The organism is Delftia sp. JD2 (assembly GCF_001682645.1).
Classification (GTDB): Bacteria; Pseudomonadota; Gammaproteobacteria; order Burkholderiales; family Burkholderiaceae_C; genus Comamonas; species Comamonas acidovorans.
Window position 1 is genome coordinate 74,240 of the sequence record NZ_LFJT01000013.1, and the last position, 13,221, is coordinate 87,460.

Consider the following 13,221-nt stretch of genomic DNA (forward strand, 5'->3'; position numbering starts at 1 on the left):
ATTGCAGCAACTGCACGGCCCAATTTCCCGCAAGGACTGCACACCAAATGTTCGCCCAGACATCTTGCCTGGAACGTTTTTCGCTTCCCTGGCGGACCTAGTCCGTCCGCGCGTGCGCCTAGGCGGCGCTTGTTTGAGTTTCCCTTTGTGTGTGTTCGCTCCTGACCGTGAGGTGTTCATGCCCGTTTCAAAGTCCGTGAAGTCCAAGCAGGCCCCCGAAGCTCCAGCGAAGCCCAAGACTTCGACAACCTCTTCAGCCCCGGCCAAGGCCGGTGCCGGCAAAGCCGCTGCAGGACCGAAGAGCGCCGCATCTGCGGCCAAAGCAAAGAAAGATACCGACGTGGTAACCAAGTCCCAAGCCGAACTCAAAGCCATGGCCGACGAGCTGCTCGCCGCCGCGACCCCCAAGCGCGGCCGCAAGAAGGCAGCCGAAGGCGACGACGCCCCCGCCCAGACCGAAAAGAAGCCTGCCGCCGCCAAGAAGGCGCCGGCCAAGGCAGCCGCAAGCTCCACCGCCGCTGCCAAGACCCCCGCCAAGCGCGGCCGCAAGCCCAAGGCCAAGGAAGGCGGCGACGACATCGATGATGCCGACCTGTCCGATATCGATGGCGACATCGACGGCGAAGGTGAAGGCGAGTCCGAGGTCGAGACCGAAGTGGAAGTCGAGGTCGAGACCACTTCGGCCCCGGCCGAAAAGGTCAAGCCCCTGCGCATGAAGATCAGCAAGGCCAAGGAACGCGCCTTGATGAAGGAATTCGGCCTGGACGAAACCGTCCTGACCGAAGAGGAAATGTCCACCCGCCGCCAGCGCCTGAAGGCGCTGATCAAGCTGGGCAAGACGCGCGGCTACCTGACGCACAGCGAAATCAACGACCACCTGCCCGACAAGCTGGTCGATGCCGAGACGCTGGAAGTCGTGATCTCCATGCTCAACGACATGGGCGTGGCCGTCTACGAGCAGACTCCCGACGCGGAAACCCTGCTGCTGAACAACACGGGCCAGTCCGCCACCACCGAAGAGGAAGCCGAGGAAGAGGCCGAAGCCGCCCTGTCCACGGTGGACTCCGAGTTCGGCCGCACCACCGACCCCGTGCGCATGTACATGCGCGAAATGGGCACGGTCGAGCTGCTGACGCGCGAAGGCGAAATCGAAATCGCCAAGCGCATCGAAGGCGGCCTGATGGACATGATGGAGGCCATCTCGGCCTCGCCTGCCACCATCGCCGAGATCCTGGCCATGTCCGAGGAAATCCGCGAAGGCAAGGTCGTCATCTCCACCATCGTCGACGGCTTCGTCAACGCCAATGAGAACGACGACTACGTGGCCGAAGAAGACTTCGACGAATACGACGAAGAGGACGACGACGACGGCAAGGGCGGCTCCAAGGCGCTGACCAAGAAGCTCGAAGAACTCAAGAACGAGGCGCTGCGCCGCTTCGACGCCATGCGCGAGAACTTCGACAAGATGCACAAGGTGTACGACAAGGACGGCTACGGCACGCCCGTGTACATGAAGGTGCAGAAGGCCCTGACCGAAGAGCTGATGACCATCCGCTTCACGGCCAAGACCATCGAGAAGCTGTGCGACCTCGTGCGCGCCCAGGTGGATGACGTGCGCAAGAAGGAACGCGAGCTGCGCAAGATCATCGTCGACAAGTGCGGCATGCCGCAGGAGACCTTCATCGCCCAGTTCCCGCCCAACCTGCTGAACCTGCAGTGGGTGGTGCAGCAGGTCGCGGCCGGCAAGCCCTGGAGCAACGTGCTCGAGCGCAACATCCCGCCCGTGCAGGAGCTGCAGCAGAACCTGATCGACCTGCAATCGCGCGTGGTCGTGCCGCTGGACGAGCTCAAGCGCATCAACAAGCGCATGAACGATGGCGAGCGCGCCAGCCGTGACGCCAAGAAGGAGATGATCGAGGCCAACCTGCGCCTGGTGATCTCCATCGCCAAGAAGTACACGAACCGCGGCCTGCAGTTCCTGGATCTGATCCAGGAAGGCAACATCGGCCTGATGAAGGCGGTGGACAAGTTCGAATACCGTCGCGGCTACAAGTTCTCGACCTATGCCACGTGGTGGATCCGCCAGGCCATCACGCGCTCGATCGCCGACCAGGCGCGCACCATCCGCATCCCGGTGCACATGATCGAGACCATCAACAAGATGAACCGCATCTCGCGCCAGCATCTGCAGGAGTTCGGCTTCGAGCCCGATGCGTCCATCCTGGCGGCCAAGATGGAGATCCCCGAGGACAAGATCCGCAAGATCATGAAGATCGCCAAGGAGCCGATCTCCATGGAAACGCCGATCGGCGACGACGACGATTCGCACCTGGGCGACTTCATCGAGGACACCAACAACACCGCTCCCGTGGACGCCGCCATGCAGGCCGGCCTGCGCGACGTGGTCAAGGACATCCTCGACGGCCTCACCCCGCGCGAAGCCAAGGTGCTGCGCATGCGCTTTGGCATCGAAATGTCCACTGACCACACGCTGGAAGAAGTGGGCAAGCAGTTCGACGTCACGCGCGAACGCATCCGCCAGATCGAGGCCAAGGCCCTGCGCAAGCTCAAGCACCCGAGCCGCTCGGACAAGCTGCGCAGCTTCATCGACTCGCTGTAAGGCGCTGTGGATGCCGGACCCCGGGCCGGCAACCGCCCCCTGGAAAGCCCCGCACTCCCCTGCGGGGCTTTTTGTTTGTGGCGGGCCATCTGCCGGGCAGGGCGACGGTGGCGCGATAGACTGCCGCCTTTGTCTGCACGGGCAACAGCATGGCTCTCGAAATCGAACGCAAATACCTGGTGGCCGACCCTGGCATCGTGGCAGGCCTGACCGGCGTGCGCATGGCGCAGGGATACATCGCCGACAACGGCATGTGGGTGCGGGTGCGCATCGCCGGAGACACCGGATTTCTCACGCTCAAGGGCCCGGCACGCGGCATGAGCCGCGCCGAATTCGAATACCAGATCCCGCTGGCCGATGCCGAGACGCTGCTGGCCCAGCACTGCGCGCATGGCGCCATCGACAAGGTGCGCTACATCGTGCCGGTGGACGGCTTCGACTTCGAGGTCGATGTGTTCGAAGGCCCCCTGGCCGGCCTGGTCACGGCCGAGATCGAACTGGCGAGCGAGGATATCCAGCCGCCATCGCCCGCCTGGCTGGGCGCGGAGGTCACCTCCGACCTGCGCTACAGCAATTCGCAACTGGCCAAGACCCGGCAGTTGCCTTCGCCGGCCCTGCTGCCGGGTTGACGCAGGACGGCCCTGTGGACGCCCCGGGGCTATAGGGACTGACTGCCGGAACTGCCTGCGCTGTGCAGCGGTTCAGCCGCCGGCCCGGTCCAGGGCCATCATCTGCACCCGCAGTTCGCAGCCCTCGCGCAGCGGCTGCAGCCCGCCCACAGGCCGGAAGCCGTGCGCCAGGTACAGGCGCATGGCGGGAGAGTCGGCATCGGTCACACCCAGCCGCACACGCTGCATGCCCTTGTGCCAGGCCCAGGCGACGGCCTGCGCCAGCAGCGCTTGGCCTGCGCCCCGGCCACGCGCGGCAGGATCGACCCACATCTGGAAGAGATCGGCCACGCCGGGCTCGGGGGCACACAGCTTGCACCAGACCAGGCCACAGGCCTGGCCGCCGTTGACGGCGAAGAGCACCCTGTCCCTGCCGCCGGCAGCAGCGGCCTGCAGCCGTGCAGCCCAGTCCGCGTCAGCCCTTGCAGCCTCTGCCGCCCAGGTGCTGCCGAAGGCGTCGGGGGCATCGCGCAGGGCACGCAGGCGGATATCGCGGTACTGCGGCCATTCATGGGGGTCAACGGGGCGGATGGAGATCATGGAGCTTTCTGCGTCAGGCAAAGGGGTTGGGAAAGAGAACCTCAGCCCCGGCCATGCCGGGCTGCGAGCACCGCCAGCATACGGAAGAAGGCGGCACCGATCTCCTCCTCACAGACGCAGGCGTATCCCAGCAGCAGGCCGCGCCGCTTGTGCGGGCCTGCGTAATAGCGCGACAGCGGCTTGACGAAGATGCCCGCCTGCCGGAGATCCTCGGCAAGCGCCACATCGTCGTCCTGGCCCGGCAGCTGCATCACGAAATGCAGGCCTGCGCTGCTTTCCACCCAGGGCAGGTGGTCGGCGCCCAGGTAGCGCTCGATCAGGGACAGCAGCATGCGGCGGCGCTTGCCGTAGAGCAGGCGCATCTTGCGGATGTGGGCGGCGTAGTGGCCTTCGGTGATCAACTCGGCAATCACCTGCTGCGGCAGCTGGTGCCCCTCGCGGTACAGCTCGGAATGGATGCGCCGCAGGGGCTCGGCCAGCGCCGGTGGCAGCACCATGTAGCCCATGCGCAGCCCTGGATAGAGGGTTTTGCTGAAGGTGCCTATGTAGATCACGGGCGCACCTTCCTCCATGCCCTGCATGCTGGGCACGGGACTGCCGGAGAAGCGGAATTCGCTGTCGTAGTCGTCCTCCACGATCCAGGCGCCCACGCGGCGCGCATAGGCAATCAGCGCACGGCGCCGGGCCATGCTCATGACAGCGCCCAAGGGATATTGGTGCGAGGGCGTGACGAAAATCAGCCGGGGCGCGGGCAGGCCTTCGGGCAGTTGCATGCCCTCCTCATCCACGGGCACGCTGTGCAGGTGCAGCCCGTGCTGCATGCGCAGCACGTTGGCAATGCCCCAGTAGCCGGGCTCCTCCATCCACACGCAGTCGCCGGGATCGGCAAGGCTGCGCACCACCAGGTCGATGGCCTGGTGCACGCCTTCGGTGATCAGCACCTGGCCCGGCCCGCAGTCCACGGAGCGCGCCACGCGCAGGTGCTCGGCCAGGGCCTGCTTGAGCGCGTCCACGCCGCCGCGCGTGCCGTAGGTCAGCAGTTGCGGCCCGGCGTGGCGCAGCAGGCGGTTGTGGATGCGCGCATAGGTGGCGCGCGGAAATTCGGTCACGTCGGGCACGCCGGGCATGAAGGCGCCCCATTGCTGCTCGGAGGCCTGGGCCGTTTTCAGCAGGGCCTGCGCCTGTGCAGACAGGCCGCCGCCCGGTGCGGGCGCCGCGGCGGTGGCGCGGCGTGCGGGCGCACGCCCGCCGCTCAGCAGCAAGGCCGCGGGCAGGGTGTCCACCACATGCGTGCCCCGCCCCACCTGGCTGCGCACATAGCCCTCCACCTGCAGCTGCTCGTAGGCGTGGTTGACGGTGTTGCGCGACACGCCCAGCTCGCGCGCCAGGTCACGCGAGGCAGGCAGACGGCTGCGCGGCAACAGGGCCCCGCTGTCTATGGCCTGGCGGATGGCCAGGTACAGGCCCCGGTTGAGATGGGTGCGGTCGCCGCCCAGCCCGCGCCAGTCCATCTGGAGGATGAGATCCGCGCACACGGAGGGTTTTGCCATGCCTGCCTTGGTGGAGTGAGGATAGAGGTGGAGGTGGAGGCGCGCTCAATTGGCACCACCATCTTTTCAAAAGATGGCTCCAGTCATGGAACCAATGGCCACTATAACGGGAAGCCTTGCATCCCCATCAACGGAGAACCCTCTCATGTCCAGCGCCACCGCCTCTTCCCCGAACCAGCAACTCCAGAACCGGCGCAACGCCGCCATGCCGCGCGGCGTGGGCGTGATGTGCGGCTTCCATGCCGTGCAGGCCGACAACGCCCTGCTGACCGATGCCGAGGGCCGGCAGTACATCGATTTCGCGGCCGGCATTGCCGTGCTCAACACGGGCCACCGCCATCCGCGCGTGGTCCAGGCCGTGCAGCAGCAACTGGAGCGCTTCACGCACACGGCCTTCCAGATCGTTCCCTACGAAAGCGCGATTGCACTGGCCGAGCGCATCAATGCGCTGGCGCCCATCGCCGGTCCGGCCAAGACCGCCTTCTTCACCACGGGCGCCGAGGCCGTGGAGAACGCCGTCAAGATCGCGCGCCATGCCACGGGCCGCTCGGCCGTGATCGCCTTCCAGGGCGCCTTCCATGGCCGCACCCAGCTGGGCATGGCACTGACGGGCAAGGTGGCGCCCTACAAGCAGGGCTTCGGCCCCATGCCGGGCGAAGTCTTCCACGCGCCCTTCCCCAGCGAGCAGGCGGGCGTGAGCGTGCAGCAGTCGCTGGACGCCATTGCCATGCTGCTCAAGACCTCGGTGGACCCGCAGCGCGTGGCCGCCATCATCGTGGAGCCCGTACAGGGCGAAGGGGGCTTTCACCCCGTGCCTGCCGCCCTGTTCACCGGCCTGCGCCAGCTGTGCGACCAGCACGGCATGCTGCTGATCGCCGACGAGGTGCAGACCGGCTTCGCTCGCACGGGCAAGCTGTTCGCCATGGAGCACTACGGCGTGCAGCCCGACCTGATCACCATGGCCAAGAGCCTGGGCGGCGGCCTGCCGATCTCGGGCGTGGTGGGCCGCGCGGCCGTCATGGACGCACCCCACCCCGGCGGCCTGGGCGGCACCTATGCCGCCAACCCGCTGGCCGTGGCCGCGGCCCATGCCGTGCTCGACGTGATCGATGAAGAACGGCTGTGCGAGCGCGCCCATGCACTGGGCAACCAGCTGCGCGCGCGCCTGCAAGCCCTGCAGGCGCAGGATGCCGGCATCGCCGACGTGCGCGGACTGGGCTCGATGCTGGCCGTGGAGTTCCGCCTTCCCGGCAGCGGCGAGCCCGATGCGCAGCGCGTGGCCGCCGTCGTCCGGCACGCGCAGGAGCAGGGCCTGCTGCTGCTGACCTGCGGCCTGTACGGCAACGCCATCCGCTTTCTCTATCCGCTGACGATTCCACAGCCGCTGTTCGCCAGGGCCCTGGACATCATCGACAGCGCCATCACCCAGAGCGCGTCCCAGCAAGTCGCCGCCTGAATCCCCATCCCAGCCACACCCTGCCGCACCATGAGTCTTTCACTGCAACGCCCCGATCTGTTCCGCCAGGCCTGCCTGCTCGCCGAGGGCTGGCGAGCCGTGGGCTCCGGCCCCGCCATCGACGTCTTCAACCCCGCCACGGGCGAGCGCCTGGGCCAGGTGCCTGCCCTGCAGGCCGGCGAGACCGAAGCCGCCATTGCCGCCGCACAGCGCGCCCTGCCCGCCTGGGCCGCGCTGACGGGCAAGCAGCGCGCAGGCATCCTGCGCCGCTGGTTCGACCTGATGCTGGCGCACCAGGACGATCTGGCGCGGCTGATGACCCTGGAGCAGGGCAAGCCCCTGGCCGAGGCACGCGGCGAGATCGCCTACGCGGCCTCCTTCATCGAATGGTTTGCCGAGGAAGGCAAGCGCGTGGACGGAGAACTGCTGCAGTCGCCCACGGCCGGCCAGCAACTGCTGACGCTGCGCGAGCCCATTGGCGTGTGCGCCGCCATCACGCCCTGGAACTTCCCGGCCGCCATGATCACGCGCAAGGCCGGCCCGGCGCTGGCCGCCGGCTGCACCATGCTGGTCAAGCCGGCCGAAAGCACGCCCTTCACCGCCCTGGCCCTGGGCGTGCTGGCCCAGGAGGCCGGCATTCCCGCCGGCGTCTTCCAGGTGCTGACCGGCCACCCGCAGGACATCGGCCAGGCTTTGACCCAAAGCCCCGTGGTGCGCAAGCTCAGCTTCACGGGCTCCACGGCCACCGGGCGGCTGCTGATGCGCCAGTGCAGCGACACGGTCAAGAAGCTGTCGCTGGAGCTGGGCGGCAATGCGCCGTTGATCGTGTTCGACGATGCCGATATCGACCAGGCCGTGGCCGGCATCCTGGCCTCCAAGTTCCGCAACGCGGGCCAGACCTGCGTATGCGCCAATCGCATCTATGTGCAGGACGGCATCCATGACGAACTGGCCCGCCGCCTGGCGCGGGCCATGGCGGAGTTCAAGGTCGGCAACGGCCTGGAGCCCGGCGTGACGCATGGCCCGCTGATCAACGAGGCCGCCGTGCAGAAGGTGGAAAGCCATGTGGCCGACGCGCTGTCCAAGGGCGCGCGCCTGCTGGCCGGTGGCAGGCGCCCGGTGCCGGGTAAGCTGTTCTACGAGCCCACGCTGCTGGCCGATGTGAACGACAGCATGCGGGTCTGCGAGGAAGAGACCTTCGGCCCGCTGGCGCCGCTGTTCCGTTTCCACGACGAGGACGAAGTGGTGCGCCGCGCCAACGACACCATCTACGGCCTGGCCGCCTATCTGTTCACCAACGACAACCGCCGCATCTGGCGCGTATCGCGTGCGCTGGAGTACGGCATGGTGGGCATCAATACCGGCCTGATCTCCAACGAGGTCGCGCCCTTCGGCGGCGTCAAGCAGTCCGGCCTGGGCCGCGAGGGCTCGCGCCACGGCATCGAGGAATACCTGGAAACCAAGTACCTGTGCCTGCAGACGGCATGAGCACGGTATGAGCACGGCATGAGGACGGCCTGAAGTCCGCAGTGCCCCCCGGCAGGGAAGACAGCATGGGCCCTTGACGGCAGCTTGGCTAGACTGGGCGCCATCAAAGGCCTATCCGATTCGCACCATGGACGCTTCTTCCGCCAGCCCCTCCTCCCCCACCGCGCCGCTGCGCATCGCCGTCATGGGCGCAGGCGCCGTGGGCTGCTATTTCGGCGCACTGCTGGCACGCGCCGGCCACCAGGTCACGCTGATTGGCCGTCCCGCCCATGTGCAGGCCGTGCAGCAGCATGGCCTGCGGCTGGAGACGGCGGCGCTGGACATCCAGGTGCCCATGCAGGCATCGACCGAGGCCAGCGTCGTGCGCGATGCCGATGTGGTGATGTTCTGCGTCAAGTCCACGGCCACCGAGGAAGCGGCCCGCGAGATGCAGCCGCACCTGGCGCCGGGCGCCCTGGTGCTGACCATGCAAAACGGCGTGGACAACGACGAGCGCGTGCGCGCCGTGCTGGGCCCGTCCGTTGCCGTGGCGGCCGCCGTGGTCTATGTGGCCACGGCCATGGCCGGTCCCGGCCATGTGCGCCACTTCGGGCGTGGCGAGCTGGTCATCGCGCCCTCTGCACTCAGCGAACAGGTGGCCCGGCAATTTGGCGCGGCGGGCATTGCCGTGCAGGTATCGCCCGATGTGCGCGGCGCGCTGTGGGCCAAGCTGGTGATCAACTGCGCCTACAACGCGCTGTCGGCGCTGTGCCAGCTGCCCTACGGCCCGCTGGTGCAGGCGCCCGGCGTGGCGCACGTGGTGGACGACGTGGTGGCCGAATGCCTGGCCGTGGCCAGGGCCGACGGCGTGGCCCTGCCCGGCGACGTGCCCGCTGCCGTGCGGGGCCTGCCGGCCACCATGCCGGGCCAGTTCTCATCCACCGCCCAGGATCTGGCGCTGGGCAAGCCCAGCGAAATCGACCACCTGAACGGCTACGTGGTGCGGCGCGGCGAGGCCCTGGGCGTGCCCGTGCCGCTGAACCGCACGCTGCAGGTGCTGGTCAGGCTGGCCCCTTCACGCATGCAGGCCAGCCAGGCGCCCCGGAACCCGCCTCAGAACTCGTAGTTGGCGGACACCCACAGGCGGCGGCCTTCCTGGTTGTTCGCGTAGCGGTTGCCAAAGATCACGGTACCCTGGACCTGGCCCGGTACGTTGTAGGGCTGGTAGTCCACGAAATCCTTGTTGAACAGGTTGTAGATGGCCGCGTTGATGGTGAACTGCTTGCTCACGCGGTAGCTGCCGCCCAGGTGGAACTGGGTATAGGCCTTGTAGTTGCCCAGCGCGGCCTTGGCGGCCTGGGTGCTGGCGCTGGTGCCGGGGTCGCGGTAGCGCTCGCTGCGGTATTCGGCACGCAGCCACAGGTTCCACTGGGCACCCGGCTCCCAGTTCAGGCGGGCGTTGAGCGCATGCTTGGGCGTGTCGCTCAGCGGGTTGCCCCGGTTGGGGCCGCTCTTTTGCTCGCTCCTGGTGAAGGTGTAGTTGGCGCTGGCGTTCCAGCCGCGCGCCAGCGGCATGCGCGCACTCAGCTCCAGGCCGCGCGTGACGGCCTCGTCCACGTTGATGGACTGGCCGAAGGCATCCACCAGGGGCCAGTTGCCGAAGCTCACGCAGCCGGGGCGGTTGGGCGCTGCCGCAAAGTCGCAGTTGATCAGACCCGGGCCGCTGGTGATCTTGTCCTTGAACTCGTTGTTGAACACCGTGGCGCTGCCCGCAAAGCCCGTGGGGCTGTCGAAATAGACGCCCAGTTCGGTGGTGCGGCTGGTTTCGGGCTTGAGGTTGGGGCTGCCCACCAGCGGCAGGCGGCCCTGCTGGCCGAAGCCGTTGATGCCGGGCGCCAGCTGTTCCACGCGTGGCGTCTTGTAGCCGTTGCTGATGCCGCCCTTCACGGTCCACTGCGGCGCGGCATTCCACACGCCGTAGATGCGCGGGCTGAGCTTGCCGCCGAAGAGACTGTGGCGGTCATAGCGCGCGCCCATGGTGAGCTTGAAGGCGTCGGTCAGGCTCCATTCGTCCTCGGCAAACAGGGCCTTCTGCGTGAAGGCGAACTTGTTCGGCGCCACGCCGTCCTTCATCTCGGCATCCCACCACTGGCCGCCCAGCGTGGTCAGGTGGGCGCCCCAGGGCAGGACCAGCTTGCTGTCCAGCACCTTGCTTTCCACCTCCAGCGTGCGCGCAGCGCCCGGTGTCGCGCCCGGCGTTCCCGGGGGAACGGTGCGGCCCATGGTTTCGGTGCGGTTGACCATGAAGCTGGTGTCCCAGGTTCCGAAGCCGAAGCGGCCCGTGTGCGCCAGCGTGAGCTGGTCGCGGTTGTATTTCTGCTCGGGGCCGTAGCCGCCCTGCAGCCCCAGCGTGCCGAGCTGGCCGCGCGAGTTGTCATAGGTCTGGCGGCCCGAGTCCAGGTCCAGCGTGATGTCGTGGTACCTGTTGGGCGTGAGCGCCAGGCGCAGGCCCAGATTGTTGATCTCGGACTTGACGGGGTTGCCGCCCATGAGGGGAACGGCGGGCTGGCCGTTGGCGCCCGCATAGGTGATGTCCGAAGCGGCCCGGCGCTGCGTGCTGCCGCGGATCGACAGACCCAGCAGGTTCTCCTTGATGGGGCCGCTCAGGTAGAACTTGCCGGATCTGATGTCGCCGAACTCCGACTCTTCCTGCAGCGTGTAGTCGGCGCTGACGCTGCCCGTCCAGGTCTTGCCGACCTTGCGGGTGATGATGTTGATCACGCCGCCCATGGCGTCGGAGCCGTAGAGCGTGGACATGGGGCCGCGGATGACCTCGATGCGCTCGATGGCGCCGATGGGCGGCATGAAGCTGGTCTGCGTCTCGCCAAACCCGTTGGGCGTGACGTTGCCGGCCGAGTTCTGGCGGCGGCCGTCGATGAGCACCAGCGTGTAGTCGCTGGGCATGCCGCGGATGCTGATGTTCAGGCCGCCGGTCTTGCCTGCGGGGGCGCCCACGTCGATGCCTTCCACGCTTTCCAGCGCGTCGGTCAGGCTGCCGAAGCGCCCCTTGGCCAGTTCCTCACGCGGGATGACGGTGATGGAGGCCGGCGCCTCCTTGATGTCCTGCTCGAAACCCGAGGCGGAGACCACGACTTCGCGCAGCTCCGTGGCGGGCGCGGCATTGCCTGTTGCCGTCTGTGCAGAGACGGCACCCGAAGCGCAGACGGCAGCCACCACAAGGGCCAGATGGGAAGGACGCGACGGAAGAACTCCGCGCAGATCGCGATACGACATGCAAACACTCCAGAAACGGAAAACGGGCTGTGGGGCCCGTGCAACTCGCTTTGAAATGTTTGGTTATGCGATGGGATGGGGATATGTAACGAAATTATATGAACATTGAGAATCATTTCCATTCTCATGATCACAATAGGATTTATCTGTCGTGCCGATGCTACGTTCCTAGGAGCAAACCGGCCCATCTTTGCGCTGGCGCAAGCGGGGTTCAGTACACATCGCGCCGGTATCGGCCGCTGCGCACCAGCAGCTCCATCTGCGCCTCGCCCAACACGGCGTGCAGCGCCTGGTCCACGCCCTGGGCCATGCCCTGCAGGCTGCCGCACACGTAGATGGCTGCGCCCTGCGCCACCCATTGGCGCAAGACATCGCCGGACTGCGCCAGCAGGTCCTGCACATAGGCGCGCGGCGCGCCTTCGCTGCGGTCGCGCGAGAAGGCCAGGTCCAGGCGCTGCAGCACGCTGCCATCGCACCATGCCTGAAGCTCGTCGCCGTACAGCCGGTCGTGCGCCGCATTGCGCTCGCCGAACAGCAGCCAGTTGGGACCCAGGCCCGCCGCAGCACGCGCGCGCAGGTGGCTGCGCAGGCCGGCCAGGCCCGTGCCGTTGCCGATCAGCACCAGCGGGCGCTGCAGGTTGTCTTCCAGCCGGAAATTGCGGTGCGCACGCAGCCGCAGGGTGATGGCTGCCCCCAGGGGCGCGCCCTGCGTGAGCCAGCCCGAGGCCAGGCCCGGCGAGCCATCCTCGCGCCGCGCCTGGCGCACCAGCAGGTGCACGCAGCCATCCTGGGCGATGGAGGCGATGGAGTACTCGCGCGGATGCTGCGGGTCCGCAGGAATGCAGACCTGCGCCAGGTCGCCGGACTCCCACAGCGCGGGCTCCGTTGCAGGGGGCTGCAGCTCGATGTGGAACACCGGCTCGCCTGCGCTGCCCGGGTTCATGTGCCGGCGCGCGGCCAGCGTCCATTCGCTGAAGACCGGCTGCTCCCATGCCGGCATGTCGCCCAGGCTGCTGATCTGGGTCAGCTGGTGCTGCCAGGCGGTCAGCGCCTGCGGCGCGCCGTTGTCCATTTCAATGCGCTCGAACCAGGGCCTGGCGCCACCGGCACGCAGCCAGCTGTCCAGCGCGCGGCCAAAGCCGCAGAACTGCGCGTACTGCCGGTCGCCCAGCGCCAGCAGGCCGTATTGCAGATGGGACAGCGGCCGTGCATCGGCCATGGCGTTCGCCAGGAACAGCGCCGCGTTGTCGGGCGGGTCGCCTTCGCCATAGGTGCTGGCGATGAACAGCGCCCTTTGCGTGCGCGCCAGCAGGTCGGCATCCACAGCGTCCAGGGCGCACAGGTGCACGCTTTCTCCGGCCGTGTGCAGCAGCCGGGCGGTTTCGCGCGCCAGTTCCTCGGCCTGGCCGGTCTGGCTGGCATAGGCCACGAGCAGGGGCAGCGCGCCCTCGCGTGCGCTGGTCAGCGCAGCCGCTTCCTGCCGGGCCCGCATGCGCTGGCGGCGCTCGCGCCACCAGATGGCGGCGCACATGGCCGCATAGAGCAGGACCAGCACGGCGGCTGCGAGTACGCGCAGCCCGGTTTCTGACAAGGTCATGGCGGGGACCGGAAATCTACACGGCGGAA

Annotated in this window: 9 protein-coding genes; 5 read left to right on the forward strand and 4 right to left on the reverse strand. The window is 67.6% G+C overall.

Annotated features, from left to right (window positions below; genetic code table 11):
* Positions 1-178: 178 nt before the first annotated feature.
* Together rpoD and ACM14_RS09640 are read left to right on the forward strand one after the other, a co-directional pair.
* Positions 179-2,620 (forward strand): RNA polymerase sigma factor RpoD, encoded by a 2,442-nt coding sequence (gene rpoD, locus ACM14_RS09635; protein WP_013801152.1) that lies wholly within the window; start codon positions 179-181, stop codon positions 2,618-2,620.
* A gap of 149 nt (positions 2,621-2,769) precedes the next feature.
* Complete coding sequence (locus tag ACM14_RS09640) at positions 2,770-3,249, forward strand: CYTH domain-containing protein (RefSeq protein ID WP_034396335.1); 480 nt, start codon at positions 2,770-2,772, stop codon at positions 3,247-3,249.
* A gap of 72 nt (positions 3,250-3,321) precedes the next feature.
* On the opposite strand, the gene ACM14_RS09645 is transcribed toward ACM14_RS09640, so the two are convergent.
* Together ACM14_RS09645 and ACM14_RS09650 are read right to left on the reverse strand one after the other, a co-directional pair.
* On the reverse strand, positions 3,322-3,828 hold the full coding sequence (locus tag ACM14_RS09645; RefSeq protein ID WP_065346031.1) for a GNAT family N-acetyltransferase: 507 nt from the start codon (positions 3,826-3,828) through the stop codon (positions 3,322-3,324).
* 41 nt (positions 3,829-3,869) lie between these two features.
* Complete coding sequence (locus ACM14_RS09650; RefSeq protein WP_043819137.1) at positions 3,870-5,378, reverse strand: PLP-dependent aminotransferase family protein; 1,509 nt, start codon at positions 5,376-5,378, stop codon at positions 3,870-3,872.
* 145 nt (positions 5,379-5,523) lie between these two features.
* Here ACM14_RS09650 and gabT point away from each other — a divergent pair, with 145 nt between their 5' ends.
* The 3 genes from gabT (at position 5,524) to ACM14_RS09665 (ending at position 9,427) form a co-directional block, all read left to right on the forward strand.
* Entirely contained in the window at positions 5,524-6,834 is a 1,311-nt protein-coding gene (gene gabT / locus ACM14_RS09655; RefSeq protein ID WP_065346032.1) for a 4-aminobutyrate--2-oxoglutarate transaminase, read from the forward strand.
* Positions 6,835-6,864: 30 nt separating this feature from the next.
* Positions 6,865-8,322 (forward strand): NAD-dependent succinate-semialdehyde dehydrogenase, encoded by a 1,458-nt coding sequence (locus ACM14_RS09660; protein WP_065346033.1) that lies wholly within the window; start codon positions 6,865-6,867, stop codon positions 8,320-8,322.
* 127 nt (positions 8,323-8,449) lie between these two features.
* On the forward strand, positions 8,450-9,427 hold the full coding sequence (locus ACM14_RS09665; protein ID WP_065346034.1) for a ketopantoate reductase family protein: 978 nt from the start codon (positions 8,450-8,452) through the stop codon (positions 9,425-9,427).
* On the opposite strand, the gene ACM14_RS09670 is transcribed toward ACM14_RS09665, so the two are convergent.
* Both ACM14_RS09670 and ACM14_RS09675 read right to left on the reverse strand, forming a co-directional pair.
* Positions 9,415-11,595, reverse strand: a complete 2,181-nt coding sequence (locus ACM14_RS09670; protein WP_065346035.1) for a TonB-dependent receptor — start codon at positions 11,593-11,595, stop codon at positions 9,415-9,417. The genes ACM14_RS09665 and ACM14_RS09670 overlap by 13 nt on opposite strands.
* Before the next feature lie 211 nt (positions 11,596-11,806).
* Positions 11,807-13,192 carry a sulfite reductase subunit alpha gene (locus tag ACM14_RS09675; protein ID WP_065346036.1) on the reverse strand — a complete coding sequence of 462 codons (1,386 nt, stop codon included), beginning with the start codon at positions 13,190-13,192 and terminating at the stop codon, positions 11,807-11,809.
* Positions 13,193-13,221: the final 29 nt, after the last annotated feature.

Bases quoted from the DNA above. Each gene is read 5' to 3' on its own strand.
- ACM14_RS09660 (WP_065346033.1), top strand. From the start codon at position 6,865: ATGAGTCTTTCACTGCAACGCCCCGATCTGTTCCGCCAGGCCTGCCTG.
- ACM14_RS09665 (WP_065346034.1), top strand. From the start codon at position 8,450: ATGGACGCTTCTTCCGCCAGCCCCTCCTCCCCCACCGCGCCGCTGCGC.
- ACM14_RS09650 (WP_043819137.1), bottom strand. From the start codon at position 5,378: ATGGCAAAACCCTCCGTGTGCGCGGATCTCATCCTCCAGATGGACTGG.
- ACM14_RS09645 (WP_065346031.1), bottom strand. From the start codon at position 3,828: ATGATCTCCATCCGCCCCGTTGACCCCCATGAATGGCCGCAGTACCGC.
- ACM14_RS09670 (WP_065346035.1), bottom strand. From the start codon at position 11,595: ATGTCGTATCGCGATCTGCGCGGAGTTCTTCCGTCGCGTCCTTCCCAT.
- ACM14_RS09640 (WP_034396335.1), top strand. From the start codon at position 2,770: ATGGCTCTCGAAATCGAACGCAAATACCTGGTGGCCGACCCTGGCATC.
- ACM14_RS09675 (WP_065346036.1), bottom strand. From the start codon at position 13,192: ATGACCTTGTCAGAAACCGGGCTGCGCGTACTCGCAGCCGCCGTGCTG.
- rpoD (WP_013801152.1), top strand. From the start codon at position 179: ATGCCCGTTTCAAAGTCCGTGAAGTCCAAGCAGGCCCCCGAAGCTCCA.
- gabT (WP_065346032.1), top strand. From the start codon at position 5,524: ATGTCCAGCGCCACCGCCTCTTCCCCGAACCAGCAACTCCAGAACCGG.